Source organism: Variovorax sp. 350MFTsu5.1 (assembly GCF_048302515.1).
GTDB classification, from domain to species: Bacteria; Pseudomonadota; Gammaproteobacteria; order Burkholderiales; family Burkholderiaceae_C; genus Variovorax; species Variovorax guangxiensis.
Genome location: NZ_CP157620.1, coordinates 1,008,269 through 1,022,106, shown reverse-complemented (window position 1 = coordinate 1,022,106; position 13,838 = coordinate 1,008,269). Strand labels below are relative to the sequence as shown.

13 protein-coding genes are annotated in these 13,838 nt (G+C 64.7%); 6 read left to right on the top strand and 7 right to left on the bottom strand.

Features of this window, described 5'->3' with window-relative positions; translation table 11 throughout:
• Positions 1–614 precede the first annotated feature (614 nt).
• The 4 genes from ABL843_RS04365 to ABL843_RS04350 all read left to right on the top strand — a co-directional run bounded on the left by ABL843_RS04365 (position 615) and on the right by ABL843_RS04350 (position 4,873).
• Positions 615–1,052, top strand: coding sequence for a hypothetical protein (locus tag ABL843_RS04365; RefSeq protein ID WP_418119106.1), 438 nt, complete (start codon positions 615–617; stop codon positions 1,050–1,052).
• Between the two features lie 742 nt (positions 1,053–1,794).
• A complete protein-coding gene (locus ABL843_RS04360; protein WP_418119105.1) occupies positions 1,795–2,382 on the top strand; it encodes a TRAP transporter small permease in 588 nt (195 codons plus the stop codon).
• Positions 2,379–3,677 carry a TRAP transporter large permease gene (locus ABL843_RS04355; RefSeq protein WP_126021517.1) on the top strand — a complete coding sequence of 433 codons (1,299 nt, stop codon included), beginning with the start codon at positions 2,379–2,381 and terminating at the stop codon, positions 3,675–3,677. Before ABL843_RS04360 ends, ABL843_RS04355 begins: the two co-directional genes overlap by 4 nt.
• A 158-nt stretch (positions 3,678–3,835) precedes the next feature.
• On the top strand, positions 3,836–4,873 hold the full coding sequence (locus ABL843_RS04350; RefSeq protein WP_418119104.1) for a DctP family TRAP transporter solute-binding subunit: 1,038 nt from the start codon (positions 3,836–3,838) through the stop codon (positions 4,871–4,873).
• Positions 4,874–4,907: 34 nt separating this feature from the next.
• Here ABL843_RS04350 and ABL843_RS04345 read toward each other — a convergent pair whose 3' ends face one another.
• Positions 4,908–5,873, bottom strand: coding sequence for a GlxA family transcriptional regulator (locus ABL843_RS04345; RefSeq protein ID WP_418119103.1), 966 nt, complete (start codon positions 5,871–5,873; stop codon positions 4,908–4,910).
• A 119-nt stretch (positions 5,874–5,992) separates the two neighbouring features.
• Here ABL843_RS04345 and ABL843_RS04340 point away from each other — a divergent pair, with 119 nt between their 5' ends.
• Positions 5,993–6,829 (top strand): dienelactone hydrolase family protein, encoded by an 837-nt coding sequence (locus tag ABL843_RS04340; RefSeq protein WP_418119102.1) that lies wholly within the window; start codon positions 5,993–5,995, stop codon positions 6,827–6,829.
• A gap of 245 nt (positions 6,830–7,074) precedes the next feature.
• Positions 7,075–8,169, top strand: a complete 1,095-nt coding sequence (locus tag ABL843_RS04335; protein ID WP_418119101.1) for a nucleoside hydrolase — start codon at positions 7,075–7,077, stop codon at positions 8,167–8,169.
• A 43-nt stretch (positions 8,170–8,212) separates the two neighbouring features.
• Here the strand turns inward: ABL843_RS04335 and ABL843_RS04330 are convergent, their stop codons facing one another.
• From ABL843_RS04330 to ABL843_RS04305, 6 genes are all read right to left on the bottom strand, one after another.
• Entirely contained in the window at positions 8,213–8,659 is a 447-nt protein-coding gene (locus ABL843_RS04330) for an SRPBCC family protein (protein ID WP_418119100.1), read from the bottom strand.
• A 185-nt stretch (positions 8,660–8,844) separates the two neighbouring features.
• Positions 8,845–9,582, bottom strand: coding sequence for an amino acid ABC transporter ATP-binding protein (locus ABL843_RS04325; protein WP_126021710.1), 738 nt, complete (start codon positions 9,580–9,582; stop codon positions 8,845–8,847).
• A 40-nt stretch (positions 9,583–9,622) separates the two neighbouring features.
• Complete coding sequence (locus ABL843_RS04320; RefSeq protein ID WP_184634543.1) at positions 9,623–10,291, bottom strand: amino acid ABC transporter permease; 669 nt, start codon at positions 10,289–10,291, stop codon at positions 9,623–9,625.
• Between the two features lies 1 nt (position 10,292).
• Positions 10,293–11,051 (bottom strand): amino acid ABC transporter permease, encoded by a 759-nt coding sequence (locus ABL843_RS04315; RefSeq protein ID WP_375792069.1) that lies wholly within the window; start codon positions 11,049–11,051, stop codon positions 10,293–10,295.
• A 98-nt stretch (positions 11,052–11,149) separates the two neighbouring features.
• On the bottom strand, positions 11,150–12,046 hold the full coding sequence (locus ABL843_RS04310) for a transporter substrate-binding domain-containing protein (RefSeq protein ID WP_126021523.1): 897 nt from the start codon (positions 12,044–12,046) through the stop codon (positions 11,150–11,152).
• 145 nt (positions 12,047–12,191) lie between these two features.
• On the bottom strand, positions 12,192–13,664 hold the full coding sequence (locus ABL843_RS04305; RefSeq protein WP_126021524.1) for an aspartate ammonia-lyase: 1,473 nt from the start codon (positions 13,662–13,664) through the stop codon (positions 12,192–12,194).
• Positions 13,665–13,838: the final 174 nt, after the last annotated feature.

Here is a 13,838-nt window from a genome sequence, read left to right as displayed (position 1 = left end):
GCGCCGCGGAAGCCGTCGGCCGGATCACGTATCCCCACATAGATTCTGGTGGACGCATTCGTTAGGAAAACAATGTCTGATAAAGCTCCTATTGACGACTTCAGCCGTTTTTGGCGCCAGACTTGGCTTCCCGTGATATTCCAACGGCAACGTCCCGCTCCGTTGCTAGTCCGTCTTCCCTACGCGCAAGACAATAAAGTTTGGCTTCGAAATGGCGAGAGAAACAGACCGGCTTGGGATAAAGAAAACGGAGCTTGGGAAGTTCCCCAGGCTTGGTTTGAGCGAACAATTCGCTTAGCTTTTGAGCGATACCGCGCGTGCTATGTCATTCAGCTCTACCGAGAGAAGGAGGTTTGCGCTGCGGCGTGTTGGAATGCAGTTGGTGCCGACTGCGAATGTTCCTGTATGGGCGCAAATCACAGTTCAGGTCGTCCCATCGGCCGCTGGTATGAAGTCGACGAAACCTTCGCAGTCATGTGGGGGATACAGCGTTATTCAGTTCGATTGCTGAAAGCGCAGTGAGCTAGCCGTCCGGCGAGCCGTCCTTCGGCCATTGTTTGCTTGTTCTTCTCGTCGGGTCGGGTCCAACAATCAACACATTGTGAAAGAGCAGGATGACCAAGACTCTTCTGATCGGGAAAGCGAAGGAGCTGTTTGTTGCCACGGTTCTAGTAGGGCGACATCTGCACGTCTATCTACCGTTGGTGGACAACGGATTCGACCTCGTAGTCACGTCCCCTGATGGAAGCCGGCATCTGCCCGTGCAGGTGAAGTACAGGGCGAAAATCACGGGCTTCAATCTCGATAGAGAGGATGCAACGCGTTTCGCGGAAGCAGGCGCTGTGCTGGCCTTTGGAAGCAAGGAAGCGAACGAGCAGGAGTTCTTCTTCTTTCCCGCAAAGGAATGGTTGCAGGTTGCACAACAATACGACCGCAATCGTAGAGACAACAAGCTGGTCGTCTATCTTTCGAAGAGCGCTGAATGGGCGGAAGGCTATCGCGGTCAAGCCGGTATCGATCGCTGTTTCGCCGGACTAATCCGGGTGGCCTGAGGATAGCGAGAGGAAACCGCTGAGAGGCGGTTCAGCCGCACATTCTCGATTGGCGAAAGCTTCGGGTATCCCACACGCCAATGAGAGTTCAGCCATTTTGTCGTGAGATCGCATGAATCCCGACCGCCCCTCAAGAAGGAGCCTATCCAAATCCTTCAAGCCAGTAGACGTCAGCATTGCGCCGGCAGTTGACTCACATTGCGTACGGTTGAATGCTTGCACTCAGTCGATTCTGTTGAAAAACTCGATCAATTGTGTCGACAGCGACGACACAATCTCCGCGTCGGGAATCCGGACTGAAGCGAACACTGAACGCAGTCATGCCCAAGCCCACCGCAGCCGACACCAGCCCTTCGGAACTCCACTTGTCCACCGCCTGCCTCTCACGAAAGCTCAGCGGTACACACACATTCACCTGCAATCCGCCGCAGCGGTCGAACCTCCAACGTCACAACCACACTCACCGTGCGCAGGGCGCCGGGTGCTCCCCGCAGCGAAATAAAGGGGGAGGCCGCAGGCCGGAGGACATTCGCGGAGGGGAGCACCCGGTGCCCTGCGCACACGCCCCGAAAGCCGCTCCAAGAGCCGGCCCCAAGGCCGAGCGGCTAAGGAAACCCCCGATACATGAATGGTCATGGACCCCCTAGCATCGGTAACAGTTTCCCTGTCGAGGTGTACGGAACGCGTCCCGGCGTCCGCCCGGTGACATGGCGTTCGTGCGTGCCTCACTGACCATCCTGCGATGACAACTCCAACCGAGTCCGGCCCCACGCTGGACGCCGCCAGCCCCATTCCCCCCGACATCGAAGCCGCAGACGAACCGACCAAGGTTCCCCTTGCCATCGAAGACTGGCTCACGGTCATCATCATGGGCGCGCTGGCGCTCATCACCTTTGCCAACGTCATCGTTCGCTACTTCACCGATTCTTCGTTCGCCTGGACGGAAGAGTTCTCGGTGTTCCTGATGATCATGCTGGCGCTGGTGGCCGGCTCGGCCGCGGTGGCGCGCGACCGGCACATCCGCATCGAGTACTTCTCCCAAAGCGGCTCGATGGCGCGGCGCAAGCGGCTGGCGCAGTTCGGCGCGCTGATGATCGCCGTGCTCTTCACGCTCATCGGCGCGCTCAGCATCCGCATGGTGTGGGACGACTACCGCTTCGAGGAGACGACGCCCGGCATCGGCCTGCCCTCGTGGTGGTATTCGATCTGGCTGCCCATCGTGTCCTTCGCCATCGCGCTGCGGGCCATAGGCCTCATGATCCGCCGCGGACGCGAGACGACGCACAGCGACGCTGACGACAACAACAACGGCAAGGGCGACGCATCGTGATCGCCACCCTGCTCTTCGTCGCCTTCGTCGTGATGATGCTGGTGGGCGTGCCCATCGGCGCCGCGCTGGGCCTGGCGGGCGCCGCCTGCATCGCGCTGGCCAACAGCGACGCCCAATGGTTCGGCCTGCTCGCCGTGCCGCAGAACTTCTATGCGGGCCTGGGCAAATATCCGCTGCTGGCCATTCCGATGTTCGTGCTGGTCGGCTCCATCTTCGACCGCTCGGGCGTGGCGCTGCGCCTCGTGAACTTTGCCATCGCCATCGTGGGGCGCGGCCCCGGCATGCTGCCGCTGGTGGCCATTGCGGTGGCCATGTTCCTCGGCGGCATCTCGGGCTCGGGCCCGGCCAATGCGGCAGCGGTGGGCGCGGTGATGATCGCGGCCATGTCGCGCGCGGGCTACCCCGCGCCCTACTCGGCCAGCGTGGTGGGTGCTGCGGCGGCCACCGACATCCTGATTCCGCCTTCGGTCGCCTTCATCGTCTACTCGGTGCTGGTGCCCGGCGCCTCGGTGCCGGCGCTCTTCGCGGCCGGCATGGTGCCCGGCGTGATGGCGGGCCTGGCGCTGATGATTCCGGCCGTGTGGCTCGCCCGCAAGCACAAGATGGGCGCGCTCGAGGCCACGTTGCCGCGCCCGCCCTTCTGGAAGAGCTTTCGCGAAGCGACCTGGGGGCTGGCTGCGCCGGTGCTCATTCTGGGCGGCATGCGCGCGGGCTGGTTCACGCCGACCGAAGCGGCTGTGGTGGCGGTGTTCTACGGCCTCTTCGTGGGCATGTGTATCCACCGGACCATCAAGGTGCGCGACCTGTTCGTGATCTTGCGCGAGTCGGGCGAGCTCTCGGCGGTGATTCTGCTGGTGGTGTCGCTGGCGGGCATCTTCGCGTATTCGCTCTCGACGCTGGGCGTGATCGACCCGGTGACGCGCGCCATCGTGAACTCGGGGCTGGGCGAGTACGGCATCCTGGCGCTGCTGATATTGCTGCTCATCACCGTGGGCATGTTCCTCGACGGCGTGTCGATCTTCCTGATCTTCGTGCCGCTGCTGCTGCCCATCGTGCAGTACTACAAGTGGGACCCGGTGTGGTTCGGCGTGATCCTCACGCTGAAGGTGGCGCTGGGCCAGTTCACGCCGCCGCTGGCGGTCAACCTCATGGTGTCGTGCCGCATCGCGAAGGTGCGCATGGAAGAAACCGTGCGCTGGGTGGGCTGGATGCTGTTCTCGATGTTCGTGGTGATGGTGCTGGTCATCGTCTTCCCCGAACTCGCTTTGTGGCTGCCGCGCAAGCTGGGGTATTGAAATGCGGGCAGCCGAACGCAGAGGGCGCAAAAGTTTCGCGAAGGTCGCAGAAGGAAGACCAAAATTCTTCAGAACTTCTGCGACTTCTGCGAGACCTTTGCGACTTCTGCGTTCGGCTGTTCCGCCGTCCGTTTTTTGACAACGAGGAGATAGATCAGATGAAATTCCGCCGCACCCTGCTCGGCCTCGCAGCCGCAGCCACCGCCCTCGGCATGTTCTCTTCCGGCGCCATGGCGCAGGCCGCCTACAAGCCCGAGTACAAGATGTCGCTGGTGCTGGGCCCGCCCACGCCGTGGGGCCAGGCCGGGAAGATCTGGGCAGACCTGGTGAAGGAGCGCACGCAAGGGCGCATCAACATCAAGCTGTACCCGGGCGTGTCGCTGATCCAGGGCGACCAGACGCGCGAGTTCAGCGCGCTGCGCCAGGGCGTGATCGACATGGCCGTGGGCTCGACCATCAACTGGTCGCCGCAGGTCAAGCAGCTCAACCTGTTCTCCATGCCCTTCCTGATGCCCGACTACGCGGCGATCGACGCGCTCACGCAGGGCGAGGTCGGCAAGGAGATGTTCAAGACGCTCGACAAGGCCGGCGTGGTGCCGCTGGCGTGGGGCGAGAACGGCTTCCGCGAGATCACCAATTCGAAGAAGCCGATCAAGTCGCCGGCCGACATCAAGGGCATGAAGATCCGCGTGGTGGGCTCGCCCATCTACTCCGACATGTTCACCGCGCTGGGCGCCAACCCCACGCAGATGAGTTGGGCCGACGCGCAGCCCGCGCTGGCCAGCGGCGCGGTCGACGGCCAGGAGAACCCGCTCTTCCTGTTCACGGTGCTCAAGATGCAGACGGTGGGCCAGAAGTTCGTGACCACCTGGGGCTACGTGGCCGACCCGCTGGTGTTCGTGGTCAACAAGGAAATCTGGGCCTCGTGGACGCCGGCCGACCAGGCCATCGTGCGGCAGGCCGCCATCGACGCGGGCAAGGAAGAGATCGCCATCGCGCGCAAGGGCCTGGTGGAGGCCGACAAGCCGGTGCTGAAAGACATCGCCGGCATGGGCGTGACCGTGACCAGCCTCACGCCCGACGAGCGCGCCGCGTTCGTGAAGGCGACGCGGCCGGTGTACGACAAGTGGAAGTCGACCATTGGCGCCGACCTGGTGGCGAAGGCCGAGCAGGCCATCGCCGCGCGCAAGAAGTAATCCAGGGAACAGCGACAGCCGCCGCGCCTGCCGCTCAGGCGCGGTAGCGGCTGGGGTTCGCTCCGGCCACCTTCTTCATCAGGCGCCGCAGTGCCGTGGCGTCTTGATACCCCACCGCCCCCGCCACCTGCTCGACCGTCATGCGGCTGGATTCGAGCAGTGCGCGGGCGCGCCGCAGCCTCACGCTCTGCACCAGCGCCTGGGTGCTCTTGCCGGTGGCCTTGTGGATGTGCCGTGAGAGCGTGCGCTCCGACATGCAGAACTCGCGCGCCAGTTCGCTCACTGCGGGCGCCTCGGGCAATGCCGATTCGACGCGCGCCGCGAGCCGCGCCACCAGGTCGTTGCCGCTGGCCAGCACCTCCGCCGCGATGAACGGCGCCTGCGCCTGGCGGCCGTCGATCAACAGCATGCGCGAGACCAGATCGGTGAGCGCGCTGCCGCAGCGCTCGCGCAGCAGGTGCAGCATCAGGTCGGTCTGCGCGAAGGCGGCGCCTGCGGTGACGACGGGGCCGTCGGAGCAGACCATGCGGTCGGCATCGACGGTGCAGCCGGGTGCCATGCGTGCTAGCAGCGGGGCGTACCACCATGAGACCGTCGCGCGCCGGCCCTGCAGCAGGCCGGCGGCGTTGAGCAGGAACACTGCCGAGCACGAGGCCGCGACCTGGCCGCCTGCCTTGGCGTGGCGCGCGAGGGCGGCGATGGCCTTGGCTGTGTCGTCGCTTTCGAGGCATCGACGGATCTCGCCCGGTGTGTTGAGGCCGAGCCCCGGCACCACCCAGGTGGAGCGATCGTCGCGCGGGCGCACGGGCAGGCGCGTGGTGTCGAGGCTCATGCCCGCGCGCAACTGCACCGGTCCGCCATGCACCGAGCACAGGCGCCAGCGGGGCGGCGCGACGCCTGCGCGGTCGGCCATCGCTTCGGCTGCACCGAGGATGTCCATCGTGACCGCGACGCTGGAGTTGAAGGCGCCGGGCAGCACCAGCACGGTGAAGTCATGCATCTGGAGGGTTGGCCGATAAAGCCTCAAAGGAGTCGAATTGGACACTGCCATTGTGGTGAAACCGAACGTCCAATACAAGCTTCGCGACTTTCGCAAGACCTGAACGGCAAAGGAACTCCATGTCACAGCAACGCCCCCTGACCGAAGACGACCCGCTCGACGACTTCACTGCACGCCAGATCACGCTGGACGGCATCGAGAAGAAGGTCTACGTCATGGGCCAGGGCCCGGCCGTGATCGTGATGACCGAGATGCCCGGCATCAGCCCGCACGTAGCGCGCTTCGCACGCTGGGTACGTGACGCGGGCTTCAGCGTCTACATGCCGTCGCTCTTCGGCCGCGACGGCGCCGTGCCCGGTGCGGAAGAAGGCATCGCGGTGTTCAAGCGCGCCTGCGTGAGCGCCGAGTTCCGCGCCTTCGCGGCCAACGAGTCGAGCCCGGTCACGCAGTGGCTGCGCGCGCTGGCGCGGCTCGCGCACGCGGAGTGCGGCGGGCCCGGGGTCGGCGCGATCGGCATGTGCTTCACCGGCAACTTCGCGCTTTCGATGATGCTGGAGCCCGCGATGCTCGCGCCGGTGATGTGCCAGCCCTCGCTGCCGATGGACAAGCCCGAGGCGATGAACATGGCTCCCGAAGAGCTGGCCGCAGTGCGCGAACGGCTGGAGCGCGAAGACCTGACCGTGATGGCCTACCGCTTCGAGGGCGACAGGCATTGCAGGGCGCAGCGCTTCGCGGCCTTCCAGCAGACGCTGGGCGAACGCTTCGTCGCGCGCGTGCTGCCCGACAGCGCGGCCAGTACCGACACGCCGCCCTTCTTCGCGCAGGTGGTGGCGAGCCCGCACAGCGTGGTGACGGCGCACCTGATCGACGAGGCCGGGCAGCCGACGGTGGCTGCGCGCGACGAGATACTGGCCTTCTTCGCGCGGCGGCTGCTGACTGGTTCGAACGGGGGCTGAGCAAGCGGCGTTTTCGCAACAGGCGGTGCGCGGCTTCGGGGCGCCGCGGATGAAACCTCGTCGCGTGCTTTGCGCACTTTCCGTTTCGCTTGCGCGCGGGCTCTAAAGCCTTGGTCTACGCGCCGTTGCGGGTGGTCGCGCGGGAGCCGAAAATGCGTGCGCGATCAGGTGTCCGCGGCGTGTGTTGCTCTGGCAGACTGACTTGAAAGGCGCACCCTTCTTCAGCGCCTGCAAGGAGGTTCCTCATGCATTCCAGGGCTGCTGCAGCGGCAACGCCGTCGTCATTGCCATCGCGCCTCGCGGCGACGATCTTCCCGGTTCTTCTTCTCGGACTCGCCGCCCTCTTGACCACCAGCCTCATCGCCCCGAAGGCCCACGCCACAGACGCCACGCCGGCAACTACTCACACGCTCATCATCGACACCGACCCCGGCGCCGACGATGTGATTGCGCTGCTCTTCGCCATGGCGTCGCCCGAGCAGCTGAAGATCCAGGCGCTCACCACCGTGGCCGGCAACGTGCCGCTTGCCAAGACCTCGCGCAACGCCCGCCTGGCGCGCGAGTGGGCGAAGCGCCCCGACATCGCCATCTACGCCGGCGCGCCGCGCCCGCTGCTGCGTACGCCGATCTACGCGGCCGACATCCACGGCAGCGAGGGCATCACCGGCGTGAAGGTGCACGAGCCCAGCCAGCCGCTGGCCGAGGGCAACGCGGTCGACTACCTGATCCGCACGCTGCGCGCCGCGCCCGAGAAGAGCGTGACCCTCGCGATGCTCGGCCCCGAGACCAACCTCGCGCTGGCGCTCACGCAGGCACCCGACATCACGCGCGGCCTGCGCGAACTGGTGCTCATGGGCGGCGCGCACTTCAACGGCGGCAACATCACGCCCACGGCGGAGTTCAACGTGTTCGCCGACCCGCACGCGGCCGAGATCGTGCTCAAGAGCGGTGTGCCGATCACCATGCTGCCGCTGGACCTCACTCACAAGGTGCTCACGAGCCCCGAGCGCATCGCCAGGCTGCGCGGCCTGGGCAACCAGGCCGGCAAGACCGTGGCCGACATCCTCGACGCCTACGTGCAGCACGACATGCAGTACTACGGCCTGCCCGGCGGCCCGGTGCACGATGCGACAGTGGTCGCCTACCTGCTGCAGCCCTCGCTCTTCAGGGGCCGCAAGGTGAACGTGGAAGTCGACAGCCGCGAGGGGCTGGGCTTCGGGCAGACGGTGGTCGACTGGTACGGCGGGCTGAAGAAGCCGGCCAACGTGAACTGGATCGCGGAAGGCGATGCCCAGGGGTTCTTCGATCTGCTGACGCAGAGGATTTCGCGGTTGCCTTGACGGTCCCTGCTTCAGATCGCCGCTTCGCCTTCGCGCGAAGCCTTCAGCCCGGAATGTTCGGCTCCACCAGCTGAGCCAGCGAAACCAGCGACTCCTGCCACCCCAGGTAGCACATCTCCGTCGGGATCATTTCGGGAATGCCTTCCTGCACGATCGAGACGTCGGTGCCGCAGGACACCTCGGTCAGGACCACGGTGGTCTTCATCGTGCCCGGAAGGTTCGCGTCGTCGAAGGCCGCGTCGTAGGCGATGCGCTTGCCCGGAACGAGTTCGAGGTACTTGCCACCGAACGAATGGCTGTTGCCGGTGCCGAAGTTGGTGAATGACATGCGCCAGGCGCCGCCCACCACCGGCTCCATCGCGTGGATCTTGCCGACGAAGCCGAAGGGCGGCAGCCAGCGCTCGAAGGCGCCGGGCTGGACGAATGCGCGGTAGACCTTGTCCGGCGAGGTACGAAGGACGCGATGCAGACGGACGGTGTTGGTAGCCATGATTGATTGCTCCTGAAGAAAATCGAGGACGACCCTCGATAGCACGTCGGATGAGCCTGATGAAAATCGACAGGCGCCGAGATCAGGGAAAACCCGTAGTCACAAACATGACCTGGCCGAAAGCAAGAAAGCCGCGCTGCCCGAATGACAGCGCGGCTTTTGCTTCCTGGCCTTGCGGCAGCCGATCAGTGCTGCAGGATCTTGTTGAGGAAGTCCTTGGTGCGCGGCTGGCGGTTTTCCGGGTGGCCGAAGAACTCGTCCTTCGAGCAGTCTTCCAGGATGCGGCCGCCCACGTCGATGAAGATCACGCGGCTGGCGACCTTGCGGGCGAAGCCCATTTCGTGCGTGACCACCATCATGGTCATGCCTTCCTTGGCGAGGTTCACCATCACGTCGAGCACTTCGCCGACCATCTCGGGGTCGAGCGCCGAGGTGGGCTCGTCGAACAGCATGACGATGGGGTCCATCGACAGCGCACGGGCGATGGCCACGCGCTGCTGCTGGCCGCCGGAGAGCTGGCCCGGGAACTTGTCCTTGTGCGCCATCAGGCCCACGCGGTCGAGCATCTTCAGGCCGCGGGTCTTGGCTTCGTCGGCCGAGCGGCCGAGCACCTTGATCTGGGCGATGGTGAGGTTCTCGGTCACCGACAGGTGCGGGAACAGCTCGAAGTGCTGGAACACCATGCCGACCTTGGAGCGCAGCTTGGGCAGGTTGGTCTTGGGGTCGTGCAGCGGGATGCCGTTGACGGTGATCTCGCCCTTCTGGAAAGGCTCGAGCGCGTTCACGGTCTTGATGAGCGTGGACTTGCCGGAACCCGACGGGCCGCACACCACCACCACGTCGCCCTTGGCGATGCTGACGGAGCAGTCGTTGAGCACCTGCACCGGGCCGTACCACTTCGATACGTTCTTGATTTCGATCATTTTTTCGGACATTTCTTTCTCCGGTTAGCCACTCAAACTGTCAGCGGATGATGGCGATTTTCTTGTGCAGGCGTTTCACCAGCCAGGAAAGGGCGTAGCACATGACGAAGTAAACGACGGCGGCCAGCAGGTAGGCCTCTTCAGGACGGCCGAAGTTCTTGCCGGCGGTCTCGAAGCCCTTGAGCAGGTCGTAGGCGCCGATGGCGTAGACCAGCGAGGTGTCCTGGAACAGGATGATGGTCTGCGTGAGCAGCACCGGCAGCATGTTCCGGAAGGCCTGGGGCAAGATGACCAGCTTCATGTTCTGGCTGTAGGTCATGCCCACGGCCATGCCGGCGAAGACCTGCCCGCGCGGGATCGACTGGATGCCGGCGCGCATGATCTCGGAGAAGTAGGCCGCCTCGAAGCAGATGAAGGTGATGACGGCCGAGGTTTCGGCCCCGATGGGGCGGCCGATCACGAAGGGCACCAGCAGGAAGAAGCCCAGGATCACCATCACCAGCGGCACGGAGCGCATGCCGTTGACGTAGGCCGCGGCGGGAAAGTCCAGCCACTTCTTGCCCGACAGGCGCATGAGCGCCAGCAGGGTGCCGAAGAAGATGCCGCCCAGCGTGGCCACGGCCGTCAGGACGACGCTGAAGTAGAAGCCTTTCAGCACATAGGTGCTGATGAGGTTCCAGTTGTAGAAGGAAAAGTCGAGATTCATCATGTCAGTGGCCCCCCGTGCCGCCGGCGGCGACGAAGCCCGGCACGCGCACCTTGCGCTCGATGAAGGTCATGATGCGGTTGATCAGCATGGCGCTGATGACGTAGAGAGCGATCACGCCGATGTAGATCGGGATCTGGGCCGAGGTCTCTTCACCGGCCTGCAGGTAGAACTGCGTGAGCTCGGGAATCGACACCGCGAAGGCCACCGACGAATTCTTGAAGATGTTCATCGATTCGCTGGTCAGCGGCGGCATGATGATCCGGTACGCCATGGGCAGCAGCACGAAGCGGTAGTACTGCGGCGTCGTGAAGCCCACGGCCATGCCCGCGTAGCGCTGGCCGCGCGGCAGCGCCTGGATGCCCGAGCGCAATTGCTCGGCGATACGCGCCGAGGTGAAGAAGCCCAGCGCGCAGACCACCAGCACGAAAGGCGGCAGGTCGCGCATCGGCGGGATCATCTTGGGCAGCACGAAGTACCAGATGAACACCTGGACCAGCAGGGGGACGTTGCGGAACAGCTCCACCCACGCGTTGCCGAACCGGACCAGCCAGGGGCTGTCGGGCAGCGTGCGCAACGTGCCGATGATCGAGCCCACGACCAGCGCCAGGAACAGGGCCGTGAGCGCCACGCTCACGGTCCAGCCCCATGCAGTCAACATCCATTGCAGATAGGTCTGGTCCGATCCGCGTGCGAAGCAGCTTGCGACCACTTCATTGGTGAGCGTGTCCTGGCAAAAGACCGACATGTCCAGGTTCAGCATCCATCCTCCTTCGCGGGTCAGGGCCCGCGCCCATTGCATCGAAAAGCCCGCGTCGGCAGGGTGCCGCGCGGGCTTGGCTTTTCAGGTCTCGCGACGCCTTACTTGGGGGCGTAGGCTTCCATGGGCTTGTCGTTCGGGTTGGCCCATGCGGCCTTGGTGCCTTCCGAAGCCGGCATGTTCAGGTTGACGTTGTTCGGGGGGATCGGCTGCATGAACCACTTGTCGTACAGCTTGGCCAGCGAGCCGTCCTTGATCTGGCGCACGATGCTGTCGTCGACGGCCTTCTTCAGCTTGGCGTCGCCCTTGGGCAGCATGCAGGCGATGGGCTCGACCGACAGCACTTCGCCGACGATCTTGAAGTCCTTGGGGTTCTTCGACTTGGCGGCGTTGGCGGCCAGGATGGAGCCGTCCATCACGAAGGCATCGGCGCGGCCCGATTCGAGCAGCAGGAAGCTGTCGGCGTGGTCCTTGCCCATGACTTCCTTGAAGTCGACGCCTTCGGCGCGCTTGTTCTTGCGCAGCGTCTGGACCGAGGTGGTGCCGGTGGTGGTGGCCACGACCTTGCCCTTCAGGTCGGCGATGCCGTTGATGCCGGAATTGGCCTTGGTGAGGATACGGATTTCTTCCACGTAGGTGGTGTAGGCGAAATCGACGTCCTTCTGGCGGGCCGCGTTGTTGGTGGTGGAGCCGCACTCGAAGTCGATGGTGCCGTTCTGGACCAGGGGCACGCGGTTCTGCGAGGTGATCACCTGGTAGTTGATGGTCAGGGGCTTGCCGAGGTCCTTGCTCAGGTCCTTGATGATGTTCTCGGCCATTTCGGTGTGGAAGCCGACGTACTTGCCGCCGCCCAGGGTGTAGGCCAGGCCGGAAGAGTCACGCACGCCGAGGTTGACTGCGCCGCGCTCCTTGATCTTGGCGAGGGTATCGGTGGCCTGCGCGAACGCGCCGGTTGCCACGAACGCCGTCACTGCCAGCGCGAGCAATTGCTTTTTCATCAGAAGACTCCTTGGGAAATAGACAGAAAGAAACAAATTCTAGACACACACCGTGCTTGGGCACATCGGTAACCACCCCGGTGCACGGCACACTGAATGTGCAGTTTCGCGCAGGGGTGGGCGCCCGTCTGGTGCGAGGGCCTCTTCATGACGCCGATGGCAGGGGGTTAGCAGCCTTCGTGCCTGTCGGCACGGCCGCGGGGGGAACGGGTGCGGCCAATCTTACAGGTTGCGTCAGGTTCTCCGGCACCAGCAGCGCGTCCATCTCGGCACGGGTCATGATGCCCAGCGACTCGGCCACCAGGTCGATCGGCCCGCCCGTGGCCAGGGCGGTCTTGGCGATCAGCGCGGCCTTCTCGTAGCCGATGAGCGGGTTCAGCGCCGTGACCAGCGTGACCGACTCGCGCACCCGCTTCGCAAGGAACTCGCGGTTGGCCTCGATGCCCTCCACGCAGTTGTGCTGCAGCGTGGTGCACGCGCGGCCCAGGTGCTGGATGCTCTTGAAGAGGCTCCAGCCCATGATCGGCTCGAAGGCGTTGAGCTGCAGCTGGCCGGCTTCGGATGCAAGCGTCACGGTGATGTCGTTGCCGATGACCTCGAACGCCACCTGGTTCATGACTTCCGGGATCACCGGGTTGACCTTGCCCGGCATGATCGACGAGCCCGCCTGCCGCGCCGGCAGCCGGATCTCGCCGAAGCCGGCCTGAGGGCCGCTGGAGAGCAGCCGCAGGTCGTTGCAGGTCTTGCTGAGCTTGGTCGCCACGCGCTTGAGCACGCCCGACAGCTGCACGAAGGCGCCCGTGTCCTGCGTGGCCTCGACCAGGTTGGCGGCCTGCTTCAGCGGCACGCCGGTCTGCTCGGCGAGGTACTGGCAGGCCAGGTTCGCGTAGCCGTGCGGCGCGTTGATGCCGGTGCCGATGGCGGTGGCGCCGAGGTTGATTTCCTCGATGAGGGCGCGCGCCTCGCGCAGGCGGGCCTCGTCCTCCTCGATCATGACGGCGTAGGTCAGGAACTCCTGGCCCAGCGTCATCGGCACGGCGTCCTGCAGCTGGGTGCGGCCGATCTTGAGGATGTCCTTGAACTCCAGCGCCTTGGCCTCGAAGGCGCGGCGCAGCGAAGCCATCGACTCGAGCAGCCGGCCGATGGCGAACCACAGCGCCAGGCGCACCGCGGTGGGGTACACGTCGTTGGTGCTCTGCGAGGCGTTGACGTGGTCGTTGGGGTGCAGCACGTCGTAGCGCGCCTTCTCGTGGCCCAGCTTCTCCAGCGCGAGGTTGCAGATGACCTCGTTGGCGTTCATGTTGGTCGAGGTGCCGGCGCCGCCCTGGATCACGTCGACCACGAACTCGTCGAGCAGCTTGCCCTCGACGATGTCGTCGCAGGCCAGGATGATGGCCGCGGCGCGGTCGCGGTCGATGGCGCCGAGGTCGGCGTTGGCCCGGGTGGCGGCCTTCTTCACGTAGGCCAGCGCGCGCACCAGGTCGGGCATGGCCGAGATGCGGGTGCCGGAGATGGGGAAGTTCTCGACCGCTCGCGCCGTATGCACGCCCCAGTAGGCGATGGCGGGGATCTGCTTCTCGCCGAGGAAGTCGTGTTCCGTCCTGAAATTGGAGCTCATGGGAGGTTCCTCGGCTTAAAAAAAAGCACGCGCAGGGCGCGTGCCGTGGGTTGGGATCGTGACAGCGAAAAGCAGCCGCGACTGTAGTGGCGCCGGATTCGGTGCGCCAATGCCTTTTGCGGGAGGGCCTATGCGCGGCATTTATAGATTGTGCGATGCACAAATTCCGGTGAA